This window comes from Actinomyces johnsonii (assembly GCF_006546835.1).
Taxonomy (GTDB): domain Bacteria; phylum Actinomycetota; class Actinomycetes; order Actinomycetales; family Actinomycetaceae; genus Actinomyces; species Actinomyces johnsonii.
The window spans coordinates 38,441-52,483 of sequence record NZ_VICB01000010.1 but is presented as its reverse complement, the minus strand read 5'-3'; the positions used below and the strand labels follow the sequence as shown (position 1 = coordinate 52,483).

The following is a 14,043-nucleotide window of genomic DNA, read 5'->3' as shown; positions in this document are numbered from 1 at the left end:
CTGCGCTGTTCTTCCGCCGTCCCGCCGCCGGCTCGGCGTCGGCGGCGGGACGCCTCTCGCTATCCGCGCATCTCACAGGTAGTGGGCGCGCAGGTCCTCGGAAGTCGTGGCGGACAGGTCGGCGAGCGTCACATCGAAGACGGTGCGCGCACCGGACTCGCCGCGAGCGGCCAGCCTCGCCACCGCGCGCGCCATGGCGACCAGGACCGAACCGGTGAACTCCGGGTTGGAGCCGAGCTGCAGCTCGAAGCTCACGGTCTCGGCGACACCGTCGGAGGTGTGCCCACGACGGATAACGGAACCGCCGTGCGGGATACCGGCGTGCTCGGAGGCCAGCTCCTCGGCGGTGATGAAGGTGACGGTGGTGTCGTAGTCGGCGAAGTAGTTGGGCATCTCCACAATCTCCCGCTCGATGCGGGCCAGGTCGGCGCCCTCCTCAGCCACCACGTAGCAGTCACGCGTGTGCATGGAACGAGTGGTCAGCTCGACGTCATCGCCGGCCTTGACCGCGGCAACGGTCGCCTCCACCGGGCGGGTGTACTGCTTGGCGTCCACGACGCCATCGATGCGGCGCAGGGCGTCGGAGTGCCCCTGAGAGACGCCGGGCCCCCAGAACGTGGTGGTGGCGCCGTCGGGCAGAACAGCCTCACCCAGGACCCGCAGCATAGAGAACAAGCCCGGGTCCCAGCCGGTGGAGATCAGGGCGACGCGCCCAGAGGCCTTGGCGGCGGCGTCGACGGCGGCGAAGTGCGCGGGAATACGGGCGTGGGTGTCGAAGGAGTCGACCGTGTTGAACAGGGCTGCGGCGGCCGGGGTCTGCTCGATCAGGTCGGTAGCGGAGCCTCCGCAGTTCAGGCATACGTCGACCTTGTCGGCCCAGGCGGCCATGTCGTCCACGTGGGCAACGGGGGCGCCCTGAGTGGTGACCGAGGCCGGGTCGCGCCGAGTGAAGACGACGACGAGCTCCATGTCCTTGTTCTTGGTGATGGCCTGCTCGGCGCCGCGGCCAAGGTTGCCGTATCCGTTAATCGCTACCCTGATCATGGTTCCTCCTGGTGGGGATTTGCTACAGGACGATCCTAGGGACGGTCCATGTTGCCGCCGTGTGACGTATCGGGAAGTGACCGAGCCGTGAGCGATGGAACTGCAGGCGCCTGGCAGGGTCCATGCGCTAGCGGAGGATACGGATCACATCGACGCCGCAGCGCCCCGGCCCGGCCCGTATCGGCGCTGCGCCTGGCGGCGTCAGTGCTGCTTGACGGTGACCTTGTCGACCGACAGGGTGACGGTCTCGGGACCGGCCGAGCTGGACATGTAGGTGGTCAGACCCACAGTGCCGGCCCCGTTGAGGGTCTTGTCGTTGTCGACGGTCTCGATGCCCCACTCGGCAGGCTCGGTGTCTCCAGCCCAGAACTTGGTCTGGATGCTGGTGGACTCGGCACCGTCAACCACCATGCGCAGGTGGAGGGGCTGACCGGCCGTATAGGCCTGCGGCAGGACGTAGCTGCCCAGGGCCGTCTCCCGTCCCTTGACCACGCGCGAGACCGTCACGACCGGGTTGCCGGCGCTGCCGATACGAACCGTGGCCTGGTACTGACCGGCCTTGGTCGTGCGGGCTGCGTAGGAGATGAAGGCACCGTTCCCGGAGGGAACCGAGTCCAGGGAGAAGTCCACGACGGCGTCGGTGGACGTCGACTTGATCTCCTCGGAGATGATCGCGGCCGAGGAACGCGGACCAGCCATGGCGATGCGGCCGCTGGTGCCGTCGACGGAGAAGGCCGCGGCATTCCAGGAGGTCTTCCAGGAGCCGCCGGTGTTGGCCTTGCCCCAGCCGCCGTTCACGCTGCGCTCGAAGGAGTCGTCCAGCAGAGCACTGCCCTCGGGCTGCTTGTCCTTGTCCTTATCCTTGCCGCCGTTGCCCTTGCCGTTGCCATCGCCCTTGTCCGGCTCGACCTGCTTGCCGGTGGCGGCGGTGTAGTGCTCGGCGATCTGGCGGGCGGACAGCGGCGTGCTGTAGACGGCGGCCTCGTCGATGTCGGCCTGGATGTTGGTGTTGGAGGGCTGGCCGTTGACACCGTTGAGCGTGTCCCCGCCGATGCGCCAGTACCCGGAGTAGCTCTGCCCGGCGGTCATGGTGGCATCGAAGGCGGCGAGATTGCCGTCCACGTAGAGCATGGCGCCTGAGGACGGACTCATGGAGGCCACAATGTGGTGCCACTGACCGTCGTTGTAGCTCTTGGGCGTGGTGATGGTGGTCAGCCTGCCCGGGTAGAGCATGAAGCTGAGCGCGCCGTCATTGCGCATGTACACCAGGCGGTCACGGCTCCATGACTGGTTGGTCGCGGAGGAGCCGTAGCCCATGATCTGCCCGCCAGAGGTCGAGCTGGTGCGAACCCATGCCTCCATGGAGAAGGCGGTGGGGGCCTGGGAGGCAACCCGCGTCGCGGCGTGCGACTTGTTCTTGGAGTCCGAGGTCATGGTCAGCGAGGCGCCGGAGCCCAGGACGGACTCACCGCCGCGCTTGTATGCCTTGCCACGGATCGTCATGTTGCGCTGGGCAACGAAGTCCTCGGCCTTGTCGCCCTTGGTCTCATCGAAGGACCAGTAGTGGGCGGCGCCGTCGGCCAGGACGCGGGAGCCGTACTTGCTCAGGCCTTGGCCCTCACCGGCCTTGACCGTCACCCAGTCCGAGACCGTGGAGGCGCCCCACTGGTCGGTCACCTGCACCCGGTAGCGGTGAGTGCTTCCAGGGTCGACGACGTCGGTGGCGCTGAGGTCGGAGCGCTCCCAGAAGCCGGCGGTCACCGATTGGCTGGAGACCGGCTGGCCGTTCATGGAATCGCGGTAGACGTTGTACGTCAGCGTCTTGTCATCGCGGTCCCAGTTGGCCTTGAAGGACAGGGACACGACGCCTGCGCGCGGAGAGGAGCCGGTGACCTTGAAAGCACCGCCCTTGTCCATGGGGCCCTGCTTGTTGGGGGCGATGTCGCGACGGGCGAAGCGCACCAGCCCCTGCTGGGCGGTGCCGTTGACGGCCAGGAACTCGCCGCCGTAGACGACGTACTTGTCATTGCCCTCGACAGTCCAGGTGGCCTGGTTGGCACCGGAGATCTTCCCCGGTGTGAAGTCGGGGTAGAAGTTGAGGTTGGTGGTAGCGTTCTGGCCCTCGTAGTCCTGATAGCTGCCGTTGTGGGTCGCCTGGACCGTCCCGGTGGAGGCATTCGTGTAGGCCACCGCATTGTGGTAGTGGTTGGTGACGTCGGGGAAGCCACCGATGTTGGAGCAGTCGTGGGAGTGGCTAGCGGCGTAGACGACGTCGCCGGCAGGCAGCACATCGTAGGAGTCGCCATGGCAATCGGCCATGTAGTCGATGTCCCCGGTCTTCCAGTTCAGGCGCATAACGCCCTCGAAAGAACCGGTCTGGGAGTAGCTCGCGGCGTACAGGCCCTGCTCATCGGCCTTGACGCTCATGACCGAGGCCCAGGCGCCGGCTCCGCGGACCACAGAGGTGGCATTGTTCTTGCGCAGGCTGCCGTCGCTCTCGAGGATGGCGAGGCCGTAACCGGGCTTGTCGCTGCCCGCGACGGACTCGAAAGCACCGCCGATGGCCACGGCCGAGCCGTCGGAGGCCTCGACGATGCTGCGGACATAGTAGTTGTCGACCTTCGGCGCGAAGCTCGTCAGCTGCTGGGTGCTGAGGCTGAGCGCGGCGGCGCGCTGGCGGGCCGAGGAGTTGATCTGGGTGAAGGCGCCACCCATGTAGAGAGTTGAGCCGTTGGCGGAGACGCTCAGGGTCTTGACGCTGCCGTTGGCGGAGGCGTTCAGCGGGACGCGCTGGCCGTCGGCGGCCCCGACTGCACCGATGCGCCACGCCGTCTGGTTATTGAGCTCCGTGAACTCGCCACCGAGGTAAAGAGTCTGACCGTCGGCGGAGGCGGCGATCGTGTTGATCGTGGCGTTGGTGGTGGGAGCCCAGTCGAGGATCTCACCGGTGTTGATGTTGTAGGCCATCGCGTTGCGGCGCGGCGACTCGTTCTGGCCTGCCGGCGATCCCGCCGGACGGACCGAGGAGAAGTAGCCAACGGCGTAGACAATGTCGCCCACCACAACCTGATCCCAGACAATGCCGTTGATCTGGGCGGTGGGCAGGGCGTCAGCGGAGACGGTGTTAGGGGTACCGGCAGCACCGGCAGGGGCCGGGTCCGCGGCGGCTGGTGCCGCCGGGGCTAGTGTCACGGCACCGAGGGGAACAAGAGCCGCAGCCAAAAGGCCGCTCAGGAGTCGGCGGGGGAGCTTCACAGGTATTCCATTCAGAACATACGCAGATCACGGACACACAACCTTACGAATGGCTGGTACTCCGCGCCCGACCAGGGTCGTCGGGCTGGCTCATAGTACACCGAGCACAACACGATTGCCGAGCATTTAGCACATACCACAATGCGGGGATACCCTCGAGCTAGGTCGACCTTTCGGTCAGATCACGCGGATTTGTAGTCGTTCCAAGACCTACGCCGCCATTGGCTGCCACAGTCACGGAATCCGCTCAGCACACCTAGACATCGTTCAGTTCGACCTCAGAACACTTTCAGGCGATGTCACAACCAGGCAACATCCGCCCGACTATGTCGGTCCGCCTCACACGCATCGAGGCGCCACCCACGCTCGCCTTGACGAGCTGTGGGTGGCGCCTCGACACAATGGATGCGGGATGCATCGCAGGGTCGCACCGACCGGGGCTGATCCGGCTCAGCCCGCCGACCCCCGGAAGGTGGCGGCACCGTGGTCGGCTCCCAGATCAACGGAGACCTTGACGTTCCCGCGCCCCTCGGCCGGGACGACGAAGGCGCGGTTGACGGTCACCGTCTGACCGGCGGCGAGCGTAGCGGGCACCGCATCGGAGGCCGATACGATCTCACTGGCGGGCGTTCCGCTCCCCTCGCCATAGTTCACCGTCGTAGACAGCACGCTGGCCAGCGGCAGGTCCTTGCCGGAATTGTTCGTCACCGTCACCGGCACCAGGACGCCGGAGCCTCCAATTTCACCCGGGCCGCTGGCGAAGTCCTGCGCCTGCAGCTGTCCCAAGGAGATGACCACGCCCCCGTCGATGCTGACGGACTTGTCCAGCGGCACCTCAGGGTACTCGTCCTTGGACAGGTCGCCATTCTCGACGGCTTTGGGATCGATCGCGGAGGGGTCCGGGGTGGTGACGGAGCCGTCTGACGGTGAGGCGGGCGCCTCCGTGGGCTGCGCGGTCTGGACCGTCGGAGTGGCGGCGGCCGACGACGCGGCGGGAGCCGAGGCCGAGCCACTGGCGGACGCGGACGGGGCGGAGGAGCTGGCGGCACTGTGGGACTTCCCGCCTCCGCAGGCGGCCAGCCCCACCCCCAGCACCAGAACGGCGGGCAGGATCAGCATTCGAGTTCGTGACACGTGCCGAAGCGTACGACCTCCATCGCGGCGGGCGCCGCCCCCGGCGACCACTGAGTCCGGAAGCACACCACAGCCACCTATAGAACCGGAAGATCCGGCGGAAAACTTGCGGCCATCAGTCACTCCGGAGGACCTCATGGTCACCACCACCACCAGCCGTCGTTCTGGTTGTTGTCCCAGTCATCCTGGTCCCAGTCGCCCTCCTGGTTGTCCCAGTCGTCCTGGTTCTTCTTGTTTTTCTTCTTCTTGTTCTTCTTGTCCTTCTTGTTTTTCTTCTTCTTGTCCTTGTCCTTGCCGTTGTCACCGTTGTCGCCGTTGTCTCCCTGGTCGTTGGCATCGCCCCCGCTCGCGGAGAAGCGGACGAGCCCCTGCTGGGGAGTGCCGTTGACGGCCAGGAACTCACCGCCGTAGACGATGTACTGACCATTGCCCTCAACGGTCCAGACGGCTTGGGTCAGTCCGGTGTAGCTACCGGTCGCGAAACCGGGCAGGAAGCCGTTGTACTGGGTGGGCGCGGGCTGCCCCCCGAAGTCGGTGTATCCCCAGACACTGTTGCTCTTCACGGTTCCGGTAGCCGTGCTGGAGAAGCCGACGGCGTGGTGGTAGGTACCACTCTGCTCCCCGTCGGAGAAGCCGCCGATATTGCTGCAGTCGTGGGAATGGCTGGCGATGTAGATGACGTCACTGGTGGGCAGCACGTCGTAGGTGTCTCCGTGGCAGTCGGCCATGAGATCGATGTCCCCTCCGGTCCAACTGGCCCGGAACATCCCCTCGAAGGCTCCCTCCTGGGAGTAGGCGACGGCGTAGACACCCCGGGAGTCGGACTTCAGACTCATGAATCCGGAGTCCCTCCCGGCGTTGCGAACAACGCTGGTGATATTGGTATGCCGCAGGGACCCGTCCTTCTCCAGGATGGCGACACCGTATCCGTCGGAGGAGCCTCCCACCGAGGTGAAGGAACCGCCGATCGCCACTGCGGAGTTGTCGGTAGCCACCGTGATGGAGCGCACCATGAAGTCATCGACCTGGGGGGCGAAGCTGGTCACCTTGTTCGTCTTCAGATCCACAGCACCGGCGCGCTGGCGCGATGAGGAGTTGAGCTGGGTGAAGGAGCCGGACATGTAGAGGGTGGATCCGTCGGGCGAGAGTTCCATGTCCATGACCGCCCCGTTGGCCGATGCCCCCAGCGGCTTGCGCTTACCGGCAGCATCCACCGCGGCGACGCGGTAGACGGTCTCGTCGTTGACGGAGGTGAAGTTGCCGCCGAGGTAAATGGTGGATCCGTCGGCCGAGGCCTCGACCGAGCTGATCTTGCCGTTGACCTTCGGTGCCCAGTCGAGCAGCGCGCCCGTGGTGATGTCGTAGGCCATGGCGTTATAACGGGGGGACTCGTTCTCACCGGCAGCAGCACCGGCGGGGCGAGCGTTAGTGAACTCCCCGACGACGTAGACCGTGTTGCCCACAACCGCCTGATCCCAGACGACGCCGTCGATCTGAGCGGTGGGCAAGGCCTGCGGGGAGGCGAGAGCCGTCTGCCCCGGGGCAGCGGCGGCTGGCGGCGCAGCGGCAGGAGCGGCGAGTGCGCCAAGGGCGAGAGGGAGGGCGGTGAGGACCGCCCCCACACTGGAGACAGCACGGAAAGGATGCACGAGTGCTCCGTTCTTAAAGACGTGAGGGAACTTGGGTAAGCGGCGCAGTGCGACGGGGGCGGCCCCCGCCTCCGACCCGAGCGACGAATGGCGAGACCGGCGCCAGTCACGAGGTTATTACAGCGGTAACGCTTTGGTAACAGTTCGAGAGGAGTTCATCCCACCACTTGTTGTGGAATCAATCACCAATCGAACGGCCCCATCCCTCTGGTTGCTTTTTCCACCGACAGCTTCTCATCAACTCACGTCGTCTTCCACACCTGATTCTCGCCCGGAATGCCCAGCCTCCACTCAGGTGGAGTAGACCACTCGCACCGGAACCGGGCGGAGCGCTTCGTCCGCCGTTGCGACGGGGCGCCGACACGGTTCTGCACCTGAGCGATCCCGTTCGCCATCGCATACATCGCGCGAGCGAGCCCCACCAGCTCTACACTTCTGACCGGGTGTGCTGGGCACAGGCGGTGCGATCAGCCCAGCGGGTGCCGTGAGCCCGCGGGAGAGAGCCCCGACTCGTCGTTGTCATCGCTCCCCGGTCCCCTTCCTTGGCGATCCTTCAACCGATGCCGTGCTCGACGATCGCATCCGACCGGGATCGCCGGTTCCCATCCCTTGTCGGCTCCGCCGCCCTTCGAAAGGACTCCGTTGACTGCTGTGAACCCGGACAGGCTCCGCATCGCCATGATCGGGACGCGAGGCGTCCCCGCCCGGTACGGGGGGTTTGAAACCGCCATCGAGGAGGTGGGCCGGCGCCTGGCCGACCGCGGCCACCAAGTCCTCGTCTACTGCCGCAACCCCGAGCCGGACACGCCCCTACCCAACATCTACCTGGGGATGCGGCTGGTCGAGCTACCCTCGGTCAAGAACCGCAGTCTGGAGACCCTGTCGCACACGGCTCTGTCGGTGGCCCACCTGCTGCGCCGTACCCACCCGGACGCGGCCTTCGTCTTCAACGCCGCCAACTCCCCCTTCCTGCCCGCGCTGCGGGCCGCCCGCGTCCCGGTGGCCACCCATGTCGACGGTCTGGAGTGGCGCCGAGGCAAGTGGGGCCCCACCGGCAAGCGCTATTACCGCGCGGCCGAGGCCCTGGCCGTGCGCTACTCCGACGCCCTCATCGCCGACGCCCAGGGCATCGCCGATTACTACGCCGACGAGTTCGACGCCCCTACCGACCTCATCTCCTACGGCGCGCCCCGCATCAAGGCGGACACCTCGCGCCTGGCCGAGCTGGACCTGTCCCCCAAGGGCTTCCACCTGGTCGTGGCCCGCTTCGAAGTCGAGAACCACGTCGACGTCATCGTCGAGGGCTACGTGCGCTCCGGTGCCGCGCTGCCGCTGGTCGTCGTCGGCTCGGCCCCCTACGCCGACGAGTACACCGCCCGCATCGAGTCCCTGGCCGACGACCGGGTTCGTCTCCTCGGCGGCCTATGGGACCAAGAGTTGCTGGACGCCCTCTACGCCGGCGCCCTGGTGTACTACCACGGCCACTCCGTGGGCGGCACCAATCCCTCCCTCCTGCGCGCCATCGGCGCCGGGGCCGCGGTGGACGCCTTCGACGTCTCCTTCAACCGCGAAGTCCTGGGCGAGGCCGGCCGCTACTGGACCTCGCCCGACGACGTGGCCGCTCTGGTCGCCTCCGCCGAGTCCGACGTCGAGGCCCAGGCCGCGCGCGGCGAGGAGTCTCGTGAACGCGCTGCACTCTACGACTGGGACGAGGTGGCCTCCGGCTACGAGACCCTGGCCCGACGCCTGGCGTTCGAGGGCCCGACTCGCCACCGTCCCTCCGGACGACGCACCGGGAAGGTGAGTCTGTGAGCCGGGGCGAGGCGGGAGGCGACCGCGCCAATACCGCCCGGATCCTCGTGGCCCATCCTTCCCCCGACCTCTACGGCTCGGACTGGCAGCTGGTCGAGACCATCCATGGGCTCATCGATGCCGGCCACGAGGTCCTTGTGGCCCTGCCCCTGGACGGTCCCCTGGTCGGAGTATTGCGCGAGGCCGGCGCCCGCGTGGCCGTCATGCCGTTCACGGTCCTGCGTAAGGCTCTGCTGAGTCCCAAGGGCCTGATGAGGCTGTCGGCGCAGGCGGCTCCGGAGGTTGCGCGCCTGCGCGCAGTCATCCGCGCCAGCCAGGCCGAGGTGGTCCTTACCAACACGGTGACGATTCCGTGGTGGCCGGTGGCCGCAAGCGCCGCCGGCATCCCGGTCCTGGCGCACGTCCATGAGGCCGAGGACACCCAGCGCAGGATCCTCCGGGCCGGGCTCAACGCCCCGCTCCTGGCCGCGTCCCGGATCGTGGTGAACTCCGGGGCCGCCCGCGACGCCCTCCTGGACGCCCAGCCCCGTCTAGCCTCGCGCACGGAGGTGGTCCACAATGGGGTCGCCGGTCCGGACCACCCCCTGAAGCCCCTGCATCGTCGCCGGCCCGGCGATCCGTTCCGGATCGCCATGGTGGGGCGCCTCTCCCCGCGCAAGGGCGTGGACGTGGCCCTGGACGCCATCGGACTGCTGCGCGATTCGGGGGTGGAGGCCTCCTTGAGCGTATGCGGATCGGTCTTCCCCGGCTATGAGTGGTACGAGGAGGAACTGCGCGAGCGCGCCGCCCGACCGGATCTGGACGGGCACGTCGAGCTGCTGGGCTACGTGCGCCCCACCTGGCCCGTCCTGGAAGCCGCCGACGCCGTCGTCGTGCCCTCGCGGGCCGAGCCCTTCGGCAATACGGCGGTCGAGGCGATGCACGCCGTCCGACCGCTCGTGGCCTCCCGGGTCCAAGGTCTGGCCGAAGTCGTCACCGACGCGGTCACCGGTCTGCTCGTGCCCGCCGACGACGCCGAGGCCCTGGCCGAGGCCCTGGGGACCCTGGCGACGGACCCGGCCCTGGCGGCCCGGCTGGCCGAGCAGGGCTCGCGTGAGGCGGCCGAGCGGTTCTCCGTGGCCGGATACCGCACCGCCATGACCCGGATCGTGGACGAGCTCCTCGAGCGCTGAGACCCCGCCAGTTCCACCGAGACCGACAGATTTCGCGTAGCCCTACAGAAAATCTGTAGGGCTACGCGAAAGATGCCCGGCTCGGCCGGGTACTAGCGCAGGGCGGGGCGCAGGGGATCCTCGGCCAGCCCCAGGGACAGGCTGAAGTCACCCTCGAGGGGCTGATCGGGCCTCTCGAAGGGCACAACGCCGTCGCACAGGAAAACGGCCATCTCCACGAAGCTGGAGAAGGAGGCCCCGATGAGATGCTGGGAGCTGGCCAGCAGGTAGAGGTCGACCAGTCCCGAGCGCACGCCGGTGGTGGTGTTGTAGCCGCCCTTGTCGGTCAGGAAGACGCAGCCGTCGAACTCGCTGGCCAGTTGCTCCTGAGCCTCGGGGGTGTCGCAGGACAGGAAGAAGGGGACGTCAGGGTGGTCGGCGCGGATCTGGCGCATCCGGTTCGCGAACCACTCCACCGGCGAGGACTCGATGGTCTTGGCGTGGGAGACCGCGTGGGTACGCACCTGGACGCCCACATAGGGGCGACCGCGCAGGTGAGTGTCGTAGATGGAGCGCACCTGATCGGCGATCTCGTCGACGGGGGTGAGCTCGCGCAGCAGCTCGGTCCAGGGACGCGGCCCGGTGTCCACCCCGTCCTGCGTCCATGCCGAGTCCTGCCAGGTGATGGGCAGACCATGGGAGTGGATCTGCCACAGGTGAGCACGGCGCAGCGCGGGCGTCACCTGGACGCCCTTGGGCGGGCGGTACCGGGCTAGGGGAATGAGCGCTCTGGAGACCAGGCGCGAAACCGAGGTGCCCCCTTGGAAGTGCCACAGCTCATCCATGCGGGGGCCGAAGTACTCATCGGTGCTCCACACGTAGTAGAAGTCTCGATTTTCGACCCGGGCGAGCTCCTGGGCGGACAGCAGCGCGCGCACACGGTTGCCCAGACCGTCCCTGCGCCCGGTATAGACCAGTAGCGCCTTGCGACCAGTAATCAGAGCCATAAGATTCCTTAAGCGAAGGTTGTTGGAGGGGAGTTACTGAAACGGCCGTCACATTGAAGGCCCCGCCGGCGGCCCGCAGAGGATTCCCGAGGCTCGACGGCGGGTGCCAGCGGACTACCGGGCGTCGCGCCGCAGGTCGCGGTACCACTTGGGCAGTGCCAAGATCACGTAGCCCGCGTACCCCACGAGCATGACGCCGTAGATCCACAGGAAGACTGTCGGGGCGAAGCGGGTCATGAGCACGAAGCACATGAGGCCGTAATCCGTGGGGGCAGACAGGACCGACTTGATGACGCCCGGCCGAGCCTCATCCTTGGCCATGGGAATACCGCCGTGATAACGCAGTTGATAGGTCAGGATGTAACTGAAGAAATGGATATTTTGGACCGCCCCAAAGGCAAGAGGAATAAGCAGGATCGAAGGAGGCAGATCCGCGAACCGAAAAAGAGAGATCGCAATTGCTCCGTGAATTGTCGATAACTTGATGACATCGGCAACATGGTCAAGCCATTCGCCGGCTTTTGAACCCCCGTTGCGCAATCTTGCCAACTGGCCATCGGCGGCGTCGAGAGCGTATCCGAGCATGAGCAGAAGGGCGGTCGCCACAGTAGACACGACTGCGGGACGCCACAGGGCGATGAGGGCGATGCCGGTGTAGGTACACAGCGCCGAGAGCACCGTGACCTGGTCCGGGGTCGCGCCCAGCCGGTGGGCGATCGCGGCCAGAACCCGCCCTGCGGGGCGGTTGATGACGCGGGAGTAGAGGGGGGCACCGGCCTTGGACTTCTGGGCGCGGGACAGGGCCCTGATGTTCTCGGCGATGGTGGGGGAACTGACAGGGGAGCTCATGAGGCATCTCCTCGGATGGGGCCCGTGGAACCGGGCCGGGATGGTGAACGGTGAGGAACGGTGGGGAGGGGAGTCAAGGGAGGTCGGGGAGCGGTCGAGGAGACTCGGAACGGCACCGGCGCGCGGGTCACGGGAGCGGCCCGGAGCCGCCGGTCGGCGGGCACGGGATCACCGCCCTGCCTCCTGCGCCCGCTGCTCGGCCGGCTCGCGACGCCGTCGGGCGACGTCCCGGCGAACCCACCAGGCGTACGGGATGATCTGACACAGGATCACCGAGATCACCGACCCCAGAATAGGGCCTGCCGCATCGAAGCGCCCAATGAGAGCCCAGGAGATGGCGAGGTTCATCGGCACCAGGACGAGCACCGGGATCACCTGGAACTGCAGCCCGCGGGGGTCGGTCATGTACATGCCCAACGGCTGCTTGGCGGCCTCGACGGCGACATAGACGGCGAAGGCCCACACGAGGGCCGCGGGCAGGACGATCTTGCCGTGGGACATAATCCGGGCGGCCCAGGGGGTGACGGCCACCAGGGCGAGAGCCAGAAGGAAGCCCCCTCCGCTGAAGAGCATCGCCGGTTTGAAGGGGCTCTCGATGCGCTTGTCGGCCCGGGCTCGGGCGAACATCGGCCACATGGCCACCCCTGCCGCCATGACAGTTTGGGTCAGCATGTTGAACAGATTGTTGGCCAGGTTGTACTCGGCCAGGGCCTGCGACTGACCCAAGTGGGACAGGAGGAGCCGGTCGGTCTGGAAGGCGATCGGGATGGCCAGGGACTGGAGGAGCTGGGGCCCCGCAGTGTTGACGATGCGCACGCCCCGCACGCTGCGCAGCCGCAGCACGTTCCGGACGGCGCCGGAAAACAGGGGGCGGGTGGCGCGCCAGGCGACGACGATGCAGATGACCGAGACCAGCGCGTTGGCGATGTAGGAGTAGATGGACACGGCGTTGCCGCGTCCCAGGCCGGTGACGATGGCCAGCAGCAGGAAGCAGGACATGGCCGGGGAGACGACCCCCTGGCTGATGACCTGCGTGGCAGAGCGCCCCAGGCCGATGATGACGCGCTGCCCCACGGACAGCGGCAGGGCCGCGGCGTAGATGATGAGGCAGACGGTGGCGGTGAGCCCGCCCCCCTCCATGAGCTTGCCGCCCAGCAACCAGGGCCAGGCCCCCAGCAGCATAAGGACGATGCCGACCGTACTGATGACCAGGGCGGAGCCGAGCAGCACCCGGATGGCGGTGGTGATCGTGCGCCGCACGGTCGAGTCATGGGCCGGGTCGGCCGAGCTGGCCACCGTGTTGAGGATGACGGCTCCGATCCCCAGATCGGTGAAGGGCATGAGGGTGGGGAAGGTGGCCAGCAAGCCGTACTGGGCGAAGGCGTCGGCCCCGAAGTGCCTGATGATGAGACTGGTGTTGACCAGGCCGAAGACGCCGGAGATCCCCATGACCACGACCTTGGCGATGGCTGTGGTTCCCACAGACGACCAGCTGGCCCCCGACGACGATCCCCGCCGCAAAGTCCCGACGAGTCGCCGCAGCGGCGAGCGTCGAGAGGCCGGCGCGGAGGCCGGAGCCCCACCCCCCTCAGCCCCGGAACGGCTTGCGGTGTCAGCCACATCCGCAGGTAGCCCGCTGGCGGCAGCACCTGCGGGGGCGGCGCATGCCGGAGAGGACGGCGCGGGCGCCGATGAACTCGACTGGGTCACATCGCACTCCTGATGTTGTAGGAAGGTCACAAACCAGTATCGGGGAAGGTCCGAAAGACAGGCACGAGAGTAGACGCATAATCATCAGCAACCTGCTATCTTTTGTTTATCGACTTGTGACATTGACCGACCCCCACCCACCCCCCTTGACACAACCCCAGCAAACCCGCCCCTACCAGGGAGAACGGCGGTTTCTGGGAGAACCCTGAAAGGTCCCTCATAAGTGTATTGGCACCATCGTTTCGTTGCGCACCCGTAACATAGAGTCATCCCAAACGCACGACGACCCCCCAGTCCATCCCTGCGATCTTGGCCACTTCCCACAAATAACGGCGCCCAGAGTTAGTAGCATTCTAAAACTGCTGCTGTTCGCGACGTCCCGTCAGCACTACTCAACCAGTTAATAGCCCACCCTCGATCATCCCTGCGGAG

General features: G+C 66.8%; 10 protein-coding genes. 3 read left to right on the top strand and 7 right to left on the bottom strand.

Annotation, left to right across the window (positions count from 1 at the left end; all coding sequences use genetic code 11):
* Positions 1–72: 72 nt before the first annotated feature.
* The 4 genes from FK256_RS07285 to FK256_RS07270 form a co-directional block, all read right to left on the bottom strand.
* Positions 73–1,044, bottom strand: coding sequence for a diaminopimelate dehydrogenase (locus tag FK256_RS07285; RefSeq protein WP_141424283.1), 972 nt, complete (start codon positions 1,042–1,044; stop codon positions 73–75).
* Positions 1,045–1,245: 201 nt separating this feature from the next.
* Positions 1,246–4,299, bottom strand: a complete 3,054-nt coding sequence (locus FK256_RS07280) for a LamG domain-containing protein (protein WP_141424282.1) — start codon at positions 4,297–4,299, stop codon at positions 1,246–1,248.
* Between the two features lie 450 nt (positions 4,300–4,749).
* Entirely contained in the window at positions 4,750–5,418 is a 669-nt protein-coding gene (locus FK256_RS07275; RefSeq protein ID WP_141424373.1) for a hypothetical protein, read from the bottom strand.
* A gap of 155 nt (positions 5,419–5,573) precedes the next feature.
* Positions 5,574–7,082, bottom strand: a complete 1,509-nt coding sequence (locus tag FK256_RS07270) for a hypothetical protein (protein ID WP_039893605.1) — start codon at positions 7,080–7,082, stop codon at positions 5,574–5,576.
* Between the two features lie 678 nt (positions 7,083–7,760).
* On the opposite strand from FK256_RS07270, the gene FK256_RS07265 reads away from it, so the two are divergent.
* Together FK256_RS07265 and FK256_RS07260 are read left to right on the top strand one after the other, a co-directional pair.
* Positions 7,761–8,894 (top strand): DUF1972 domain-containing protein, encoded by a 1,134-nt coding sequence (locus FK256_RS07265; protein WP_141424372.1) that lies wholly within the window; start codon positions 7,761–7,763, stop codon positions 8,892–8,894.
* Positions 8,891–10,066 (top strand): glycosyltransferase family 4 protein, encoded by a 1,176-nt coding sequence (locus FK256_RS07260; RefSeq protein ID WP_141424281.1) that lies wholly within the window; start codon positions 8,891–8,893, stop codon positions 10,064–10,066. The genes FK256_RS07265 and FK256_RS07260 overlap by 4 nt, the downstream gene beginning before the upstream one ends.
* Positions 10,067–10,158: 92 nt before the next feature.
* On the opposite strand, the gene FK256_RS07255 is transcribed toward FK256_RS07260, so the two are convergent.
* The 3 genes from FK256_RS07255 to FK256_RS07245 form a co-directional block, all read right to left on the bottom strand.
* Complete coding sequence (locus FK256_RS07255) at positions 10,159–11,052, bottom strand: O-fucosyltransferase family protein (protein ID WP_141424280.1); 894 nt, start codon at positions 11,050–11,052, stop codon at positions 10,159–10,161.
* A 114-nt stretch (positions 11,053–11,166) separates the two neighbouring features.
* On the bottom strand, positions 11,167–11,901 hold the full coding sequence (locus FK256_RS07250; protein WP_141424279.1) for a CDP-alcohol phosphatidyltransferase family protein: 735 nt from the start codon (positions 11,899–11,901) through the stop codon (positions 11,167–11,169).
* A gap of 168 nt (positions 11,902–12,069) precedes the next feature.
* Positions 12,070–13,350 (bottom strand): oligosaccharide flippase family protein, encoded by a 1,281-nt coding sequence (locus FK256_RS07245; RefSeq protein ID WP_141424278.1) that lies wholly within the window; start codon positions 13,348–13,350, stop codon positions 12,070–12,072.
* Here FK256_RS07245 and FK256_RS07240 point away from each other — a divergent pair.
* A complete protein-coding gene (locus tag FK256_RS07240; protein WP_141424277.1) occupies positions 13,349–13,624 on the top strand; it encodes a hypothetical protein in 276 nt (91 codons plus the stop codon). The two genes, FK256_RS07245 and FK256_RS07240, sit on opposite strands and share 2 nt — an antisense overlap.
* The last annotated feature ends 419 nt before the right edge of the window (positions 13,625–14,043 follow it).